Here is a 15532-nt window from a genome sequence, read left to right on the forward strand (position 1 = left end):
TTCGGCCGTAGTAATGCCCCGGCCCAAAACGCGTTTCGCGAATCAGGCGGTGCGCTTGCTGACGGCAACCCACACACCGAAGGCCAGCATCCATACAGAGACCAGGCTGGCTGATACCGCGATCGGCACTGGGAATGCAATGCCGACCGTGGGCAAGAACATGCCGAACAACAGTGCCGCCGACACTAGCCCCAAACCGGCTAGCCAAGCCGGGGTGCTGCGCAAACGCAGGGCACCCATCATGGCGATGCTGAGCGACGCTGCCATGAAGAGGGCCACGCCCAGCAGCTCACCAATGCCGCCGCCCCACACGGTCACTGCGCGAAAGACGGTCTGTATGACGGCCTGGCCTTGCGGGTCCGCCGACGCATGCGCTGTCGCAAGCTGCGGCATGACGGTGAGCCAGCGCAAGATGCCAATACTGCGGGCCAGCACCGACAGCGCCGCAAAGGCGATCACCAACTGGGCCATCGGGTGTGCGAGATTACCGAAGACACGGCGCGCCACCACCAGCATCACGGGTAACACCAGCACTGAAAAAAGCAGATAGACCCCGTAGCCGGCAGCAACAGCTCCCTGCTCTCTGAAGATCGCGGCCAGCTGGTCTGCAGCCGGCGCGCGTAGTGATGCCGGCCAGCCGATGGAGGGGCCCAGGATGGCGATGGGTGCAAAAGAAAGCAGGCCAGTGCCAATCAGGATAGCCGCGTCCAACAAGCGGTTGGGTTGCGCGTGGGCCGTCGCAGGAGCTGGGTCAGCCGGAAAGCGATTGGCAGTCAGAGTGTTCGTCATGAGATCTCCAGGGAATGGTTAAACGGCAAAAAATTGACGGCATTGAGTTCAGGCTGAACGCAGCGCCGGCTCTTGTGTGTCGGTCAGCAGATCGGCAAGCGCCTGTTGAACCGCTTGAGCAAGCGGCGTGTGGGGCTCGGTGCCGATGAGCGCCTGCAAACGGCTGTTGTCCAACGCGTGCGGTGTGTTCCAGACATAACGCGTCTCCACCAGCGACTGCATGGTCGGCATCACCACCCCCAGCACCCTGAGCAGCGGCCAGGGTAGGGCATCGACCTTGAGCTGCGCGTCCTCCGCCAGCCAGCCACGCGCGCGTGCCACAGGTGTGATCGCGTCAAGCCAGTCCTGGCCGGTGAGCTGGTAACCGCGGAAGTGAAACGTCTGCGCACCGCGCAATACCTCGCGCCGCTGCGCCACGCGCACGAAGGTCTGCGCCAGATCTGGCAGGTAGGCCCAGGCGGTGGGAATGTGCAGCGCGGCCGGGTAGCCCATGCGCCCTTTGGCGATTTTGGGCACCAGCACCCGATCAAAGAGTGATCCCGTTCCGCTTCCAAAAAAGTCCCCTGCCCGGATCACCGCGCTGACCAGGCCATGCGCTTGCGCCGCCTCTTCCAGTTGCTGCTCGAGTCCGACGCGGACCTCGCCTTTGGCGTTGCTGGGGCGCTGAGGCGTGTCCTCGCGCAGCACGCCCGGCATGGTGGCGCCGAAGTTGTAGACGTTGCCCGGAAACGTCAGCAGCGCGTCGAGGACTTTGGCGACGGCAATGGCCGCGCGCATCTGGCCCGGCGCCTCCGTGCGCCAGGCCGCATTGGTGTAGGCGGCGTTCATCGCGTGAATCACCACTGACACCCCACGCGCCTGAGCTGCCAGCGCGGCGGTGTCCTCCACGTCCAGGTCCACCCACCGGATGAGAGGATGCACTGCGCCCGAAACGGCACGGGGAGAGCGTCGCTGCGCCAGCACTGTCCAGCCCGCACTGGCAAACGCCTGGGTGGCAGCGCGGCCAAAGCGGCCTCGGGCGCCAAGAATGAGAACGGAAGGCGGGTGGTTCATGCAAAGCTCCGATGGATGTCGATGAGGTGATTGTGAAAACTTGCAAGCTGTTCGACAATCCACTAACTCTTTACAACTGATATGCACAAGTGAATATCAACAACTTCGACTGGCGGCTGGTACGCTCATTTCTGGCAGCGCTGGACCAGGGCAGCCTGCTGGGGGCCGCCCGGGCACTGGGCGCCACGCAGCCCACCATGGGTCGCCATATCGCCGAGCTGGAAGCCCAGCTTGGCGTGGTGCTATTCGAGCGCACGGGACGCGGACTGCTGCCCACTCCGACCGCGCTGCAGCTGGCACAGGCAGCGCGGGCGATGGACAGCGCCGCCAACCAGCTGGCGCGGCAGGTGTCCGGCGCGGAAGCGGGTGCATCGGGAACAGTGCGCATCACGGCCAGCCAGCCTGTGGCGTGTTACCTGCTGCCGCCCATCCTGGCGCGGATGCGTCTGGCGCTGCCCGAGGTGCAGGTGGAGTTGGTGGCGAGCAACGCTGTCAGCAACCTGCTGCGGCGCGAGGCCGACATTGCCGTACGCATGACGCAGCCCGATCAGGCTACCCTGGTGGTCAAGCGCATCGCCAAAATCACGCTGAGCACCTATGCGCACCGCGACTATCTGCGCCGGCGCGGCACCCCCCGGCAACCGCTCGACTTGTTGCAGCACGATCTGGTGGGCGCCGATCGCGATGAAACTATTCAGCGCGGCATGACAGCGTTTGGTGTGCCGGTCACACGCGAGTCCTTTGTTTTTCGCAGTGACGACCTGATCGCCTACTGGGAAGCCGTGCGCGCAGGGCTGGGTATTGGTTTTGTTTCAGACTACATGGCCGCGACGGACAAGGAGGTAGTGGCCATCTTGCCGTTGATCAAGGTGCCGCCGCTGCCGGTGTGGCTGACCGTGCACCGCGAAATCCGCACAAGCCGCCGCATCCGGGCTGTGTATGACTTTCTGGCGCAGGCTCTGCCTCGTGCGCTTTAGGATGCACGCTGAGGGGGCGCATATTTGACAAGCCCCCGTTTTCCCCGGGTGGTTGATACACAACAGCCGGATGCAGCCATGATTTGAGGTTAAATTGGCCTCTCACCCCTTATATACGGGCGTAAGCAGCTATTGTTTACATAGCAAGGGACGGACCTACAGAGGCCGTACCCCGGTCCACATTCACACGTTTGACAGGAGTTGGTATGCCTTGGGTTCTGCTTTTTATTGCCGGTCTGCTGGAAGTGACGTGGGCCATCGGCCTGAAGTACACCGAAGGCTTTACGAAACTTTGGCCGAGCATTGGCACGCTGGTGGCCATGGCACTCAGTGTCCTGCTGCTGGGCTTGGCGATGCGCAGCCTGCCGGTCGGGACAGCCTATGCGGTGTGGACCGGCATTGGCGCAGTGGGTACGGTGATTCTGGGCATCGTGCTGTTTGCTGAGCCCGCGACGGCGGCGCGAATTGGCTGCGTTGGCCTCATCGTTGCCGGTATTCTGGGACTCAAACTCACCAGCCCAACGTAGCGCCTGGTGGGCCGTTGGCTCCCGGTATGTAAAGTAGTGCATCACGCACTGTGCGGCAGCAACGGGCGTGTAGAGTTGGTTTTTCGCCCGTGGCACACCCGCTTGACTGGCGAATTGAACAGGGACTTGATGCTGATACCGCGATGGATCCAGAGAATTTGGCACAACGCTGCTCCGGCAGTGAGCTGCCGCGTATTGCGTTCGTGGCGCCAAGTCGGTCGTATCGCTTGCGCGATGGGAGTACTGGTGATGGCACCAGGTGCACAGGCACTTGAGTTCCAGTACACCAACCCATTCACCGAAGGCCCCCAGGCCGGCGTTGCACGCGGTCTGCGAATCAGCGGTCAGGTTATGCAGGGAGATACGGCCAGGCTGATTCAACTCTTCAAACGCAAACCCGCGGACGCATGGTCGGCACTGGGCCGCGTCGAGCTGGCGATATCCGGCGGTGACCACACGGAGGCGCTGCAGCTGGCAGAAACACTGGCCCCGCTCTACCCCTACGTGGTGGCGACGACCGACTGTGCCGGGCCCTGTGCCCTTGTCTGGTTGTCCGGGGCCTGGCGTTTGGTTCCCAGAGGGCGCATAGGTCTGCAAAAACCGCCCGCCGTTTCAACGGCCAATGCAGTGCCCCGACCGGGAGATGCACCGCCGGCCTTCGACGTGCAGGCCGCACGGCTGCGCAGCTATCTGGTCAAACAAGGTTTGCCTTCACAGCTGTATGAGCGCGGCTATGTGGAAAACAGCGACCAGGTGTACTGGCTCTCAGAGGAAGACACCAACGCAACCGGCACCTGGCCTCCCTACTACTTTGAAAAGCTGCATCCCAAGTGCCCCAAACTCAACGAGAGCGAAGAGTCCTTTCATGCCCTGCGCCGCTGCGCTGCGCGGCTGGTGATCAGCCAGAAAGCCTTCGCACTGGACGCGTTGCTCAAAGGCGTGAACGATCCCTGGTGGAACGACAACAAAGACCTGTTTTTCAACGCGCCCCGGTGACCGTTCAGGCCACCATCGGGAATTTTTATATCTCAAGACTCAAGGAAATCTTTCATGCGACACATCCTCAGCGCCGGTATTTGTTCATTGGTACTTTCCACCGCAGCTTGTGCGCAAGCCGATGTGGCTGCGGCCGCTGCGGCCAAAGAAGCCGGTGCGTCCGTCACCTCAAGCGGTCTGGTTTACCGCGCACTCAAAGAAGGGACCGGCGCCAGCCCTGCGGCCAGTGACACCGTGAAGGTGCACTACCGCGGCAGTTTTCCCGATGGGCGCGAATTTGACAGCTCTTACAAACGCAACGAGCCAACCGAATTTCCGCTGAACCGCGTGATCCCCTGCTGGACCGAGGGTGTGCAGAAAATGAAAGTGGGCGGCAAGGCCAAGCTCACCTGCCCGGCAGCGATTGCCTACGGTTCGCGCGGAGCCGGTGGCGTGATTCCGCCGAATGCAACGCTGCAATTTGAAATTGAGTTGCTGGAAGTCAAGAAATAGGAACAACCCTCGGCTTGTCATCCCGGGCTTGACCCGGGATCCATGCTGGCATGACCCAGACTGACGGTTCATCGTGAGATGGATCCCGGGTCAGGCCCGGGATGACAGATCAGTTGCGCGCGGATTGACGCAAACTAAGCCGCACCGGTGGCCTGCACGCCCGCCGTGATCTCGTAAGAGCGCAGGCGCGCCTTGTGATCAAAAATCTGCGAGGTGATCATCAACTCATCAGCACCTGTGCGGGCAATAAAGTCCTGCAAGCCGTGCCGCACGGTATCGGGCCCGCCCGCTGCAGCGCAGCTGAGCGTCTGCGCCAGAATAGCCCGCTCCGGTGGCCCCAGCCGCTCTGCATAGTCCGCCACTGGCGGCTGTAGCCTTGACGATCGCCCACTGCGCAAGTTGACAAAAGCCTGCTGCATGGAGGTAGACAACAAACGTCCTTCTTCATCTGTATCGGCTGCAAACACGTTGAAGCCCAGCATCACATAAGAACGCCCCAGCTGCGCGGATGGCTTGAAGCGGCTGCGGTAAATGTCGATGGCCTGCATCATCTGCGCCGGGGCAAAGTGCGACGCAAAAGCAAAAGGCAAGCCCAGCTCGGCGGCCAGTTGTGCGCCGAACAGGCTGGAGCCCAAAATCCAGACCGGCACATTCAACCCCGCGCCCGGCACGGCCCGCACACGCTGGCCTTCGGTCACGGGCCCGAAGTAATGCATCAGCTCCACCACGTCCTGCGGAAATTCGTCGGGGTTGGCATTCAGGTCGCGCCGCAGTGCGCGCGCTGTCACCTGATCAGAGCCGGGCGCCCGGCCCAGTCCCAGGTCAATACGGCCAGGAAACAAGGACTCCAAAGTGCCAAACTGTTCGGCAATGACCAGCGGCGAATGGTTGGGCAACATGATGCCGCCAGCGCCCACCCGGATACGCGAGGTGCCTGCCGCCACATGCCCAATGACCACAGCGGTCGCTGCGCTGGCAATGCCGGGCATGCCGTGGTGTTCGGCGAGCCAGTAGCGCTGGTAACCCCAGCGATCGGCGTGTTGTGCAAGGTCAAGGGTGTTGCGCAGCGACTGTGCGGCGTCGCCGCCCTCCGCGATGGGGGAGAGGTCCAGAACGGAAAAAGGAATCATGCAGGGCAGATGGGTCGGCTTGAGGCTTTATCAATGCCTTCAATACCTCATGGACCCACGCCCCGCTGCAATTTATTGAAAGAGGTGTACGCGACTGCTCGCGAGGAGCTTGTGGGCCTGGGCCGACATCTGGTGCCGCAAGGATGGTGAGGGGTGGACGGCCAGGCTGCCATGGCTGCGTTTTGACTTGTCCAGATAGGCCTTGACATCTGCGACCGAGACGCCCACCGCATCTACCGCTGCGCGCAACTGCTCAGAGGTGCAGCGCAGCTTTTCGCCCCAATACAGCTCTTCCCATGGCTCATACACGTTGACCCTCTGGGCATCAGCCGGGGCGCGATTTGAATGCTGGGGTCTCATGTCGTCTCTCCTGAGATAGTCGTCGGAAGGATGTTTATACGTCCGCTATGTGACAAGGACTAGGGGCAATGGTGTTAGTTGGGGGGCCCGGGGCAATATGTCACAGGGTTTGCGCCGCCGCTCATGCTTTTTGATGCAAAAAAGCAATTTCACCGCTGCGGCTTTATACAGGTGTACGATTTCCATACTCGTCCTGCAGCTGTGTATTCCACTTGTATAGGCCGCGCGCAGCACCTTGAAAGCCTCCATGCACCCCAATCAGCAAACCCTCGAGAAGTTTTACGACGCTTTTTCGCGTCTTGACTCCGGCACCATGGCGCAGTGCTACGCGCCCGATGCGAGTTTTGACGACGAGGCTTTTTCGCTTCGCGGCCACAAGCAGGTGACAGGCATGTGGCACATGCTGTGTGATGCCACGAAGGCGAAAGGGCGCGATGTGTGGAAGCTTGAGTACAGCGGCATCCGCGCCGATGCCACCAGCGGGCAAGCGCACTGGGAGGCGCACTACCGCTTCAGCGCTACCGGGCGCATGGTGCACAACATCATTGACGGCCGCTTCACCTTCACCCCGGAGGGATTGATTGCCACTCACCGTGACAGTTTTAATTTTTGGGCCTGGTCACGCCAGGCACTGGGCACACCCGGCGTTCTGCTTGGCTGGACGCCGTTTCTGCGTGCCAAGGTTAGTACAACCGCGGCGCGTAATTTGCAGAAATATTTGTCCGCCAGGACCTGAGAGGAAACGCACCATGGCCTCTACCCTGCCCGACACCTGGTTTGAAGGTTTTGAAGCGCGCGACTTCGAGGTCAACGGCACCTCCATCTTTGCCCGCTTTGGTGGCAACCCGCAGGGCCCAACGCTGTTGCTGCTGCATGGCTTTCCGCAAAGCCATGTCATGTGGCACCGGGTGGTGCAGGCATTGCGGTCGCGCTACTTCATTGTGTTGCCTGATCTGCGCGGTTATGGCGACTCATCCAAAGTCCCCGGCCTGCCCGATCACAGCAACTACAGCAAACGCAACATGGCGCAGGATGCCGTGGGCGTGATGGAAGCGCTGGGCCGCGGCAGCTTTTACCTCTGCGGTCATGACCGCGGTGGCCGTGTGGCACACCGGCTGGCGCTGGACCACCCCGCACGCGTGGACAAACTTTGCCTGATTGACATTGCCCCCACGCTTGACATGTACAACGCTACCGACATGCGTTTTGCAACGGCTTACTACCACTGGTTCCATCTGATCCAACCCAACCCGCTGCCTGAAACCATGATTGGCGGCAACCCCATCGCCTATCTGCACGCCAAGCTGGGTGGCTGGGGCAGCAGCGGCCTGGGTTATATCGAAGCCGAGGCGCTGATCGAATACGAGCGCTGCTTTTGCGCACCTGAAGCCATTCACGCAGCGTGTGAGGACTACCGCGCCAGCGCCACCATTGATTTGGTACACGACCGCGAAAGCCGCACGCGCGGAGAAAAGGTTGTGTGTGACATGCAGGTGTTGTGGGGCGAGCGCGGTGTGGTGCAAAAACTGTTTGACCCCCTGGCCCTGTGGCAGGCGCAGTGCACCGGCATCGTCAGCGGCCACGCCATGCCTGCAGGGCACTTTATTCCCGAGGAGTTGCCACAGGAAACCGCCAACGCTTTGGCTCAATTTTTTAATACCCCAAAGACCTCATGACGCTCAAATCAACCTCAGCCGCGATGCGCTTCGCCGCAGCTTCAGTATTAGTCGCAACCACAGCCCTGCTGGGCGGATGCGGCACATATGAGCCCATCAACCCGGCGTATTTCAACATTGAGCAAGGCCAGCTGCCCACGCCGAACACCACGCTTAACATTGCCGGCCTTGGCCCCTGCACAGACAACCCGGACCGCAGCCTGCACCTGGACGCCAGCAAACCTGTTCACGTGTTGGTGCACGGCTGCTTCGGATCGTCCGGGCAGTTCAGGGGCTTGGCCCAAGTGCTGGCCTTTCATGGCCAGCAGACAGCGTGTTACACCTATGACGACCGGGCCAGGTTGTCGAAGGTTGCCAGTGACCTGCAGCAAGCCATGGGGCAACTGGCTGCGCAAACCCGTGCACCGCAAATCACACTCATAGGTCATAGCCAGGGCGCACTGATTGCCCGCAAGTCGATGACTGAATCCATCAGCCAGACATCGCCCGTCGGGCCATCCAGTTTGCGCCTTGTCACCATCTCCGGCCCTTTTTCGGGCATCGATTCGGCACGCACTTGCGGCAAGTCATGGCTGTACCCACTCTCCATCGGCCTCCTGCCTTTGAGCTGCTACATCGCCACAGGCCCCAAGTGGGCCGACATCACATTCTCTTCGCGCTTCATCCGCGAGCCGGGCACCCTAGCGCCGCAAGTGACTGACTACCTGAAGATCGATACCGACGAACGCAACACCTGCCGGCGCGAAGAAGGTGGACGCTGCGTGGAGGACGATGATATTTTCACCTTGGCGGAGCAGCGCCAGGCGGCTGTCGAGACCGACACGCGTACCCGGCGCGTTGAGGTCAATGCGGGCCATGTAGAAATTGTCGGGGACAAACGCGTAGCCCCCACCAAACTCATCTCCGTACTGCAAGAGCAGGGCGTACTGCGCCCAACCCCCGTAGCGCAACTGCCAGCTTTCAGGCAGTTGCTTGCCCGCGTGTATGAAACCGCCCCCGCCACTCAGCAGAACCAGCCAAAAACCGCATCTCAACCTTGAATTCGGAAACCTCTCACGAACATGCCCCAACCCATCACCGTACGCGCCATCCAGCAATCTGACTTTGACGCATGGAAACCCCTCTGGGACGGATACAACGCCTTTTACGGCCGCAAGGATGAAACCGCACTGGCACCAGAGATCACCCAGGCCACCTGGCAGCGCTTCTTCGATCCGCTGGAACCCGTCTTTGCACTGGTGGCAGAGTCCGATGGGAAATTGCTGGGCCTGACCCACTACCTGTACCACCGCAGCACCACGCGTATTGAACTGACCTGCTACCTGCAAGACCTGTTTACCGACCCATCAACACGCGGACGCGGCGTGGGCCGTGCGTTGATCCACGGCGTGTACGAGCAAGCCAAAGGCGCAGGCATCAAGCGCGTGTACTGGCAAACACACACGACCAATGCAGCGGGGCGCATGCTGTATGACAAAGTCGCCGCGCACATGGGCTTTCTCATTTATGCGCAGGATGTTTGACCAATATTGGCGCTAGCTGGCTATCACTTCATCAATGAGTGGGCCAAAACCGCTGCCCTTGTCGTTCACTTTGCCGTCGTCACAGACTCTGAGATGGCGGACCCGCAAAGTTTGGTGCCACGGTTGCACATAACCTCTGCTTTGTCAGCAATGTGTTTACGTCAGAGGATGAAGCGCTCGCACGGTGTGAGACACAGAGAGTGACATAAATTCCGTAGCGTTGAGGAACCGGCTAGCTCCATCCATCGCTGGATGAACACCCATCCCAACTCAACTGGGTGACCTTGGCTCGCGCGTTTTTGCGTCATCGCTGAAAAGCCATATGAATCAAGGGCGTTTGAAACGCGGCCCACCCGCGAGCCGGGGAATTTCATACCGTTTCATTTTTTGCTGCAATGCACGATTGCCTTTGGCGCAGTTCGGGCGCATAGTGAATCCAAGAGAGTTGTCCGTCCACCGCTTGACGCAGTAGCGCCCACGCGGTGTTTTTAAACCCCAATCCAGTCATGGAAAAGGAGTCTCTTTATGAATTTGACGATCAGCGGCCACCATCTTGAAGTCACCCCCGCGCTGCGGGGCTATGTGACCAGCAAGCTGGACCGGATTACGCGGCATTTTGATCAGGTTGTAGATGTCAAAGTCCTGTTGACGGTTGATAACATGAAGGAAAAAGAAAGACGACAACGAGCGGAGTGCAATGTGCACGTCAAGGGCCGCGACCTGTTTGCCGAGTGTTCACACGCTGATCTTTACGCCGCCGTCGATCAACTGGCGGACAAGCTGGACCGTCAGGTCGGGCGCTACAAAACCAAAACCCAGGACCACCATCACGTGGCGGCCAAAAAAATGCAGATGTAAAGCTCCGATCACGGGTTCTTTTCCCGCCATTGGTTGTTATTTCCCCCTATAGCCACAAGCCGCCTTCCGTCAGGCGGCTTTTTTGTGACTTATTGATCCTCCAAGGGGGTGAGGGTGCATAATTTGTGCTCCAAATAGCGTTATGAACCGTCTTTCGCAAATTTTGCCCCCTACCCAAGTGCTGGTGAGCGTAGAAGCCACCAGCAAGAAGCGCGCTTTTGAAGAAGCCGGTCTGCTGTTTGAAAACCAGCACGGCCTGAACCGCGCCTTGATCACCGACAGCCTCTTCGCGCGGGAGCGGCTGGGGTCGACCGGCCTGGGCCACGGCGTGGCCATCCCCCACGGGCGCATCAAAGGCCTGAAGGCGCCGATGGCTGCGGTGTTTCAGCTGCGGGCCCCCATTGGCTTTGATGCGCCGGACGAGCAGGCCGTCGGATTGCTGATTTTTCTCCTGGTGCCCGAGGCCGCCACCCAGAAACACCTTGAAATCCTGTCCGAAATTGCCGAGCTTCTAAGCGACAGCGCCCTGCGCGAGCAGATCAAGGCCAGCACCGATGCGGCAGAGTTGCACCATCTGATCGCGTCCTGGCAGTCCAGCCACGCGGTCGCCTCCTGATTTCATGACCCGGCTGCAGCTTATTCCAACTCAATTGGCATGAAGCCCACCGTCGTCAGCGCCGACGTCCTGTTTGAGGACCACCGCGCTGCCCTGAAGTGGGAGTGGGTTGCGGGGCTGGGAGCTTCAGAGCGGCGTTTTGACGAGGTGGCCGTTCGCGCAGCCCGGTCGGGCGCCGATCTGGTGGGTTACCTCAACTACATCCATCCTTACCGAGTGCAGCTACTGGGCGAGCGGGAAGTCGCCTATCTAACCGACGGCAGTCCTGAAGACTGCGCCCGCCGGATCTCGCGCATCGTCACGCTGGAGCCGCCGGTGTTGATCATTGCCGACGGACAGGTTGCTCCGGACACACTGTTGTCCATGTGCGAGCGTGCCCAGATTCCCATGTTTGCGACGCAGGAGTCGGCGGCCTTTGTCATCGACGTGTTGCGGGCCTATCTGTCCAAACATTTCGCCGACCGAACCTCCATGCACGGCGTGTTCATGGACATTCTGGGCGTCGGCCTGATGATCACCGGTGAATCCGGTCTGGGCAAAAGCGAGCTCGGGCTGGAGTTGATTTCCCGCGGCCATGGCTTGGTAGCCGACGACGCGGTGGACCTGTACCGCATCAACCAGACCACGATCGAGGGGCGTTGCCCCGAGCTGCTGCAAAACCTGTTGGAGGTGCGCGGCATCGGTTTGCTCGACATCAAGGCCATCTTTGGCGAGACCGCTGTTCGGCGCAAGATGCGGCTCAAGCTCATCGTGCATCTGGTGCGGCGCGAAACGCTGGAACGCGAGTACGAGCGCATTCCTTATGAACCATTGATGCAGGACGTGCTCGGCATCCCGGTGCGCAAGGTTGTGATTCAGGTGGTGGCCGGCCGCAATATTGCGGTGCTGGTGGAAGCCGCGGTGCGTAACGTGATCCTGCAATTGCGCGGCATCGACACTTACCAGGAGTTCGTTGAGCGCCACCGCCAGGCGATGGAGCGGGGAAGCTAGCCCCCACGGTCGCTCACTGCGTGTAGCTTCCTGCCCCCCGAGGGGGCTGCTGCGCCTGCGGCCCGGCGGAGCCGGTTCCAAGGCCCCTGCTTGAATTTGGGAGCCCGCACGCTTGTCTATGGCGCGTCGCGGGTTTGCAGGCGTGACATCAAAATTGCTACTAAATCGATAGCAATCTTCGCCCGCAAATAAAGGGCAAACCCTGTTTTTTGCCAACAACCAACGGGAACAGGCTGCCCGATTAACTCAAAGGTGAGTGTGGTGCCGTGGAGAGCTTGGCCGGTGCGGGCACTTATCCTTGGTGCAATTGGCGTAAATCGACAGGGAATGGTCGGCAATGGCAAAACCCTTGGCCTTGGCTACGGAGTGTTGCCGTTTTTCAATGTCGGCGTCGTAAAACTCCTCGACCCTTCCGCAGTCCAGACACACCAGGTGATCGTGGTGCTGGCCTTCATTGATTTCGTAGACGGCTTTGCCGGCTTCAAAGTTGCTGCGGTTGAGCAGCCCCGCCTGCTCGAACTGGGTCAGCACGCGATACACGGTTGCTAGCCCGATGTCCGAGCGGTCTTCCAGTAACACGCGGAAAACGTCCTCAGCCGTCATGTGGCGCTGCTTACCCGCCTGGAAGATCTCAAGAATTTTCAGACGGGGCAGGGTCGCCTTCAACCCGGTGCTTTTGAGTTCGTCGATGTTGCTCATGCAAGAATCCTGAGGAAAAAATGCCCCGTCAAGGCAGAGGTAAAGCCCGCTGTTTGCGGGGTGGCCTGGGCCGCGGCTGGCAGCACCCTGCCGCTACAATGGGCCATCATATCGCTTACACCCCTCTACTATGTCAGCCATGCCCGCAAATTATCGTTACGGCGTCCGAACTGCCTTCACCGTTCTCGCCTGTGTCGCCCTGACCGCGTGTGGCAGCATGAAAAGCATGACCGGCGGGTTGAGCGAAAGCAGGATCAATCCCGTCAACTGGATCACTCCCTACAAAATTGAAGTCGTTCAGGGCAACTTTGTATCCAAGCAGCAGGTCGAGCTGCTCAAACCTGGCATGCCCAGGGCCGCGGTGCGGGATGTACTGGGAACGCCCCTGCTGACAAGCGTGTTCCACGCCGATCGCTGGGATTATGTTTTCACCCTGAAGCGCCAGGGCACGGAGCCCCAGGCCCTCAAACTCACCGTATTTTTCAAGGGCGACGTTCTTGAGCGCTTTGAAGGCGACGACATGCCCAGCGAAACGGATTTTGTCGCCGGGCTGGACTCCAAACGCAAGCTGGGCAAAGTGCCTGTGCTTGAGATGACCGAAGAGCAGCTCAAGGCCGCCGAAAAAAAAGCGCCGGTTGTTGCCGCTCCCGCCCCGGCGCCCGCCAGCACACCGGCCGCAGTAACTTATCCACCGCTGGAAAGCCCGGCACGGTGAGCGGCGCAGCCCAGCACCGTCACCGGATTGCGGTGGCAGGCGCCAGTGGGCGCATGGGCCACATGCTGATAGAAGCCATTCGCGCCAGCGACGACTGTCAGCTCGCAGGCGCCCTTGACATCGCTGCAAGCCCTGCACTGGGCGCTGACGCGGCAGCCTATCTGGGTCAGACCACTGGCATCAACATCACATCAGACGTTCGCGCGGGCTTGTCCGGTGCGCAGGTTCTGATTGACTTCACCCGGCCCGAAGGCACGATGGCGCACCTGGCGGCTTGCCGTGAGCTCGGGGTCAAACTGGTCATTGGCACCACCGGATTTTCAGACGCGCAAAAAACCGAGATTGCCGCTGCAGCCAAAGACATTGCCATCATGATGGCTCCCAACATGAGTGTCGGCGTCAATGTCACCCTCAAGCTGCTTGAAATGGCAGCCAAAGCCCTGAACACCGGCTACGACATCGAAATTGTGGAGGCCCACCATCGCCACAAGGTTGATGCACCGTCGGGCACTGCGCTCAAGATGGGTGAGGTCATTGCAGCAGCCCTTGGCCGCGATCTAAAGGATTGCGCGGTTTATGCCCGCGAGGGCGTAACAGGCGAACGCGACCCCTCGTCCATCGGTTTTGCAACCATTCGGGGTGGCGACATCGTGGGCGACCACACGGTGCTGTTTGCCGGCATTGGCGAACGTATCGAAATCAGCCACAAGTCGTCCAGCCGCGTCACCTACGCGCAGGGCAGCTTGCGGGCCGCGCGTTTTCTGGCGGGGCAATCGAATGGCCTGTTCGACATGTTTGATGTGCTCGGTTTGAACTGAGCGTCCTATGAATGTCCTCGCGCTGATCACCCAGGGCGATGCCGTTACAGCATTGGTGGCTGGCTTGCTGCTGGTCATGTCCGTGGCCAGCTGGGTGGTCATCTTCTGGAAGGCCTGGGTGCTCAAGCGTGCAGTTGGCGACGTGGCTCGCAGCACCGCGGCGTTCTGGCAGTCTCCAAACCTGACCGAGGCGCAGCAGCGGGTCACATCGTTTGACCGCGAAGCGCTGGTGTTGCCGCTGATTGTGGCCACTCACATCCGTGAATCCGGCACGTTGGCTTCAAGCGGACAGCGGTCCCAGCAACTGACCCGTGTTTTGCGCGATGCGTTGCATGGCGTTCTGCACAAGCTGCAGTTTGGCCAGGTGCTGCTGGCCACCGTGGGCTCTATCGCGCCTTTTGTCGGGCTGCTTGGCACTGTCTGGGGGATTTACCACGCACTCATCGGCATTGCCGCAGCGGGCCTCATCACCATTGACAAGGTCTCCGGTCCGGTTGGTGAGGCCTTGATCATGACCGCCGCTGGCCTGGCGGTGGCTATCCCTGCCGTGCTGGCTTACAACATTTTTGGGCGCAGCATCAACCGCATTGAAGCCGACCTTGAAGGCTTCGCTTACGATCTCCGCGAACTGTTGAATGTGTCGGGCGAGGCGAGTCGCGAATTTTCCGACGGGCCGCCCCTGGGAAAATTAGTCCCTCTTTCGAGTGAAAGGGGCAGCGCACCGCCGGAGGCTCGCGAAGCGACAAGCGTGGGGGCTCCGTGAATTTTGGCCGTCTCGAGCGTGCTCAAGGCGCGCAACCCATGAGCGAGATCAATGTCACCCCGCTGGTGGATGTGATGCTGGTGCTGGTCGTGATTTTCATCATCACCGCGCCGCTGCTGGCCAGTTCGATCAAGCTCGATCTGCCCAGAAGCGATGCGGCCAAACCGGGCGAAGCCGCCGCATTTTTAACTGTTGCAGTCGACAAGGCGGGGCAACTTTATCTGAATGAGCAGGCGGTCTCGCTACCCCGACTCGCCGAAAACCTCAAACAGAGCGCAGGTCAAAACCCAGATACCGAGGTGCAACTGCGCGCCGACGAGGGTGTGCCCTACGGCAAGATTGTCGAAGTGATGGGCGTTGCGCAAAAGGCGGGACTGAACCGTATTGGTTTTATCGCTAGCGCACCGCCGCTAACGGACTCTGCAGCTTTGTCTGCGCCCGCCGCAGTTCCCGCAACGCGCCCGTAGCCTGACCGGGCCCGCTGGCACCGCCCAGCGCCTAAAATCCCTGAATTCGGCAGCATTTACTGCTTACTCTCTCTTTTTTACTT

General features: G+C 60.5%; 20 protein-coding genes. 15 read left to right on the forward strand and 5 right to left on the reverse strand.

The window, feature by feature from the left end; genetic code table 11:
• Window positions 1-42: 42 nt before the first annotated feature.
• Window positions 43-789, reverse strand: coding sequence for a DUF4386 family protein (locus VE934_RS15775; RefSeq protein ID WP_324889204.1), 747 nt, complete (start codon window positions 787-789; stop codon window positions 43-45).
• 48 nt (window positions 790-837) lie between these two features.
• The gene (locus VE934_RS15780) at window positions 838-1842 is read right to left on the reverse strand and encodes an NAD-dependent epimerase/dehydratase family protein (RefSeq protein ID WP_324889206.1); all 1005 of its coding nucleotides are present in this window, start codon (window positions 1840-1842) and stop codon (window positions 838-840) included.
• 89 nt (window positions 1843-1931) lie between these two features.
• Between VE934_RS15780 and VE934_RS15785 the strand changes: the two genes are divergently transcribed.
• From VE934_RS15785 to VE934_RS15800, 4 genes are all read left to right on the forward strand, one after another.
• Window positions 1932-2819 (forward strand): LysR family transcriptional regulator, encoded by an 888-nt coding sequence (locus tag VE934_RS15785; RefSeq protein WP_324889208.1) that lies wholly within the window; start codon window positions 1932-1934, stop codon window positions 2817-2819.
• Between the two features lie 206 nt (window positions 2820-3025).
• Window positions 3026-3346, forward strand: coding sequence for a quaternary ammonium compound efflux SMR transporter SugE (gene sugE / locus VE934_RS15790; protein WP_324889210.1), 321 nt, complete (start codon window positions 3026-3028; stop codon window positions 3344-3346).
• 249 nt (window positions 3347-3595) lie between these two features.
• Window positions 3596-4342 (forward strand): hypothetical protein, encoded by a 747-nt coding sequence (locus VE934_RS15795; RefSeq protein ID WP_324889213.1) that lies wholly within the window; start codon window positions 3596-3598, stop codon window positions 4340-4342.
• A gap of 54 nt (window positions 4343-4396) precedes the next feature.
• On the forward strand, window positions 4397-4834 hold the full coding sequence (locus VE934_RS15800; RefSeq protein ID WP_324889215.1) for an FKBP-type peptidyl-prolyl cis-trans isomerase: 438 nt from the start codon (window positions 4397-4399) through the stop codon (window positions 4832-4834).
• Window positions 4835-4968: 134 nt separating this feature from the next.
• Here the strand turns inward: VE934_RS15800 and VE934_RS15805 are convergent, their stop codons facing one another.
• Both VE934_RS15805 and VE934_RS15810 read right to left on the reverse strand, forming a co-directional pair.
• Window positions 4969-5964, reverse strand: a complete 996-nt coding sequence (locus VE934_RS15805) for an LLM class flavin-dependent oxidoreductase (protein WP_324889217.1) — start codon at window positions 5962-5964, stop codon at window positions 4969-4971.
• A 72-nt stretch (window positions 5965-6036) separates the two neighbouring features.
• Complete coding sequence (locus VE934_RS15810; RefSeq protein ID WP_324889219.1) at window positions 6037-6324, reverse strand: DUF3606 domain-containing protein; 288 nt, start codon at window positions 6322-6324, stop codon at window positions 6037-6039.
• 247 nt (window positions 6325-6571) lie between these two features.
• Here VE934_RS15810 and VE934_RS15815 point away from each other — a divergent pair, with 247 nt between their 5' ends.
• The 7 genes from VE934_RS15815 to hprK all read left to right on the forward strand — a co-directional run bounded on the left by VE934_RS15815 (window position 6572) and on the right by hprK (window position 11987).
• On the forward strand, window positions 6572-7060 hold the full coding sequence (locus tag VE934_RS15815; RefSeq protein WP_324889221.1) for a nuclear transport factor 2 family protein: 489 nt from the start codon (window positions 6572-6574) through the stop codon (window positions 7058-7060).
• A gap of 13 nt (window positions 7061-7073) precedes the next feature.
• On the forward strand, window positions 7074-8000 hold the full coding sequence (locus VE934_RS15820) for an alpha/beta hydrolase (RefSeq protein ID WP_324889223.1): 927 nt from the start codon (window positions 7074-7076) through the stop codon (window positions 7998-8000).
• Window positions 7997-9040 (forward strand): alpha/beta hydrolase, encoded by a 1044-nt coding sequence (locus VE934_RS15825; RefSeq protein ID WP_324889225.1) that lies wholly within the window; start codon window positions 7997-7999, stop codon window positions 9038-9040. Before VE934_RS15820 ends, VE934_RS15825 begins: the two co-directional genes overlap by 4 nt.
• A 21-nt stretch (window positions 9041-9061) precedes the next feature.
• Window positions 9062-9523 (forward strand): GNAT family N-acetyltransferase, encoded by a 462-nt coding sequence (locus VE934_RS15830; protein WP_324889227.1) that lies wholly within the window; start codon window positions 9062-9064, stop codon window positions 9521-9523.
• A 525-nt stretch (window positions 9524-10048) separates the two neighbouring features.
• Window positions 10049-10381 carry a ribosome hibernation-promoting factor, HPF/YfiA family gene (gene hpf, locus VE934_RS15835; protein WP_324889228.1) on the forward strand — a complete coding sequence of 111 codons (333 nt, stop codon included), beginning with the start codon at window positions 10049-10051 and terminating at the stop codon, window positions 10379-10381.
• Window positions 10382-10523: 142 nt separating this feature from the next.
• The gene (locus tag VE934_RS15840) at window positions 10524-10997 is read left to right on the forward strand and encodes a PTS sugar transporter subunit IIA (RefSeq protein ID WP_324889230.1); all 474 of its coding nucleotides are present in this window, start codon (window positions 10524-10526) and stop codon (window positions 10995-10997) included.
• Window positions 10998-11036: 39 nt separating this feature from the next.
• On the forward strand, window positions 11037-11987 hold the full coding sequence (gene hprK / locus VE934_RS15845; protein WP_324889232.1) for an HPr(Ser) kinase/phosphatase: 951 nt from the start codon (window positions 11037-11039) through the stop codon (window positions 11985-11987).
• 246 nt (window positions 11988-12233) lie between these two features.
• Here hprK and fur read toward each other — a convergent pair whose 3' ends face one another.
• Window positions 12234-12686: a ferric iron uptake transcriptional regulator gene (gene fur, locus VE934_RS15850; protein ID WP_324889234.1), complete on the reverse strand. Its 453-nt coding sequence runs from the start codon at window positions 12684-12686 to the stop codon at window positions 12234-12236.
• Window positions 12687-12825: 139 nt separating this feature from the next.
• Here fur and VE934_RS15855 point away from each other — a divergent pair, with 139 nt between their 5' ends.
• From VE934_RS15855 to VE934_RS15870, 4 genes are read left to right on the forward strand one after another with little or no spacing between them, the layout of a single operon-like run.
• Complete coding sequence (locus tag VE934_RS15855; RefSeq protein WP_414693865.1) at window positions 12826-13401, forward strand: outer membrane protein assembly factor BamE; 576 nt, start codon at window positions 12826-12828, stop codon at window positions 13399-13401.
• Window positions 13398-14219 (forward strand): 4-hydroxy-tetrahydrodipicolinate reductase, encoded by an 822-nt coding sequence (dapB, locus tag VE934_RS15860; protein WP_324889236.1) that lies wholly within the window; start codon window positions 13398-13400, stop codon window positions 14217-14219. Before VE934_RS15855 ends, dapB begins: the two co-directional genes overlap by 4 nt.
• Window positions 14220-14226: 7 nt before the next feature.
• On the forward strand, window positions 14227-14982 hold the full coding sequence (locus tag VE934_RS15865) for a MotA/TolQ/ExbB proton channel family protein (RefSeq protein WP_324889238.1): 756 nt from the start codon (window positions 14227-14229) through the stop codon (window positions 14980-14982).
• Entirely contained in the window at window positions 14979-15449 is a 471-nt protein-coding gene (locus VE934_RS15870; protein WP_324889240.1) for a biopolymer transporter ExbD, read from the forward strand. The genes VE934_RS15865 and VE934_RS15870 overlap by 4 nt, the downstream gene beginning before the upstream one ends.
• Window positions 15450-15532 lie beyond the last annotated feature (83 nt).

It is taken from the genome of Polaromonas sp., from assembly GCF_035638815.1.
Taxonomy (GTDB): Bacteria; Pseudomonadota; Gammaproteobacteria; order Burkholderiales; family Burkholderiaceae_C; genus Polaromonas.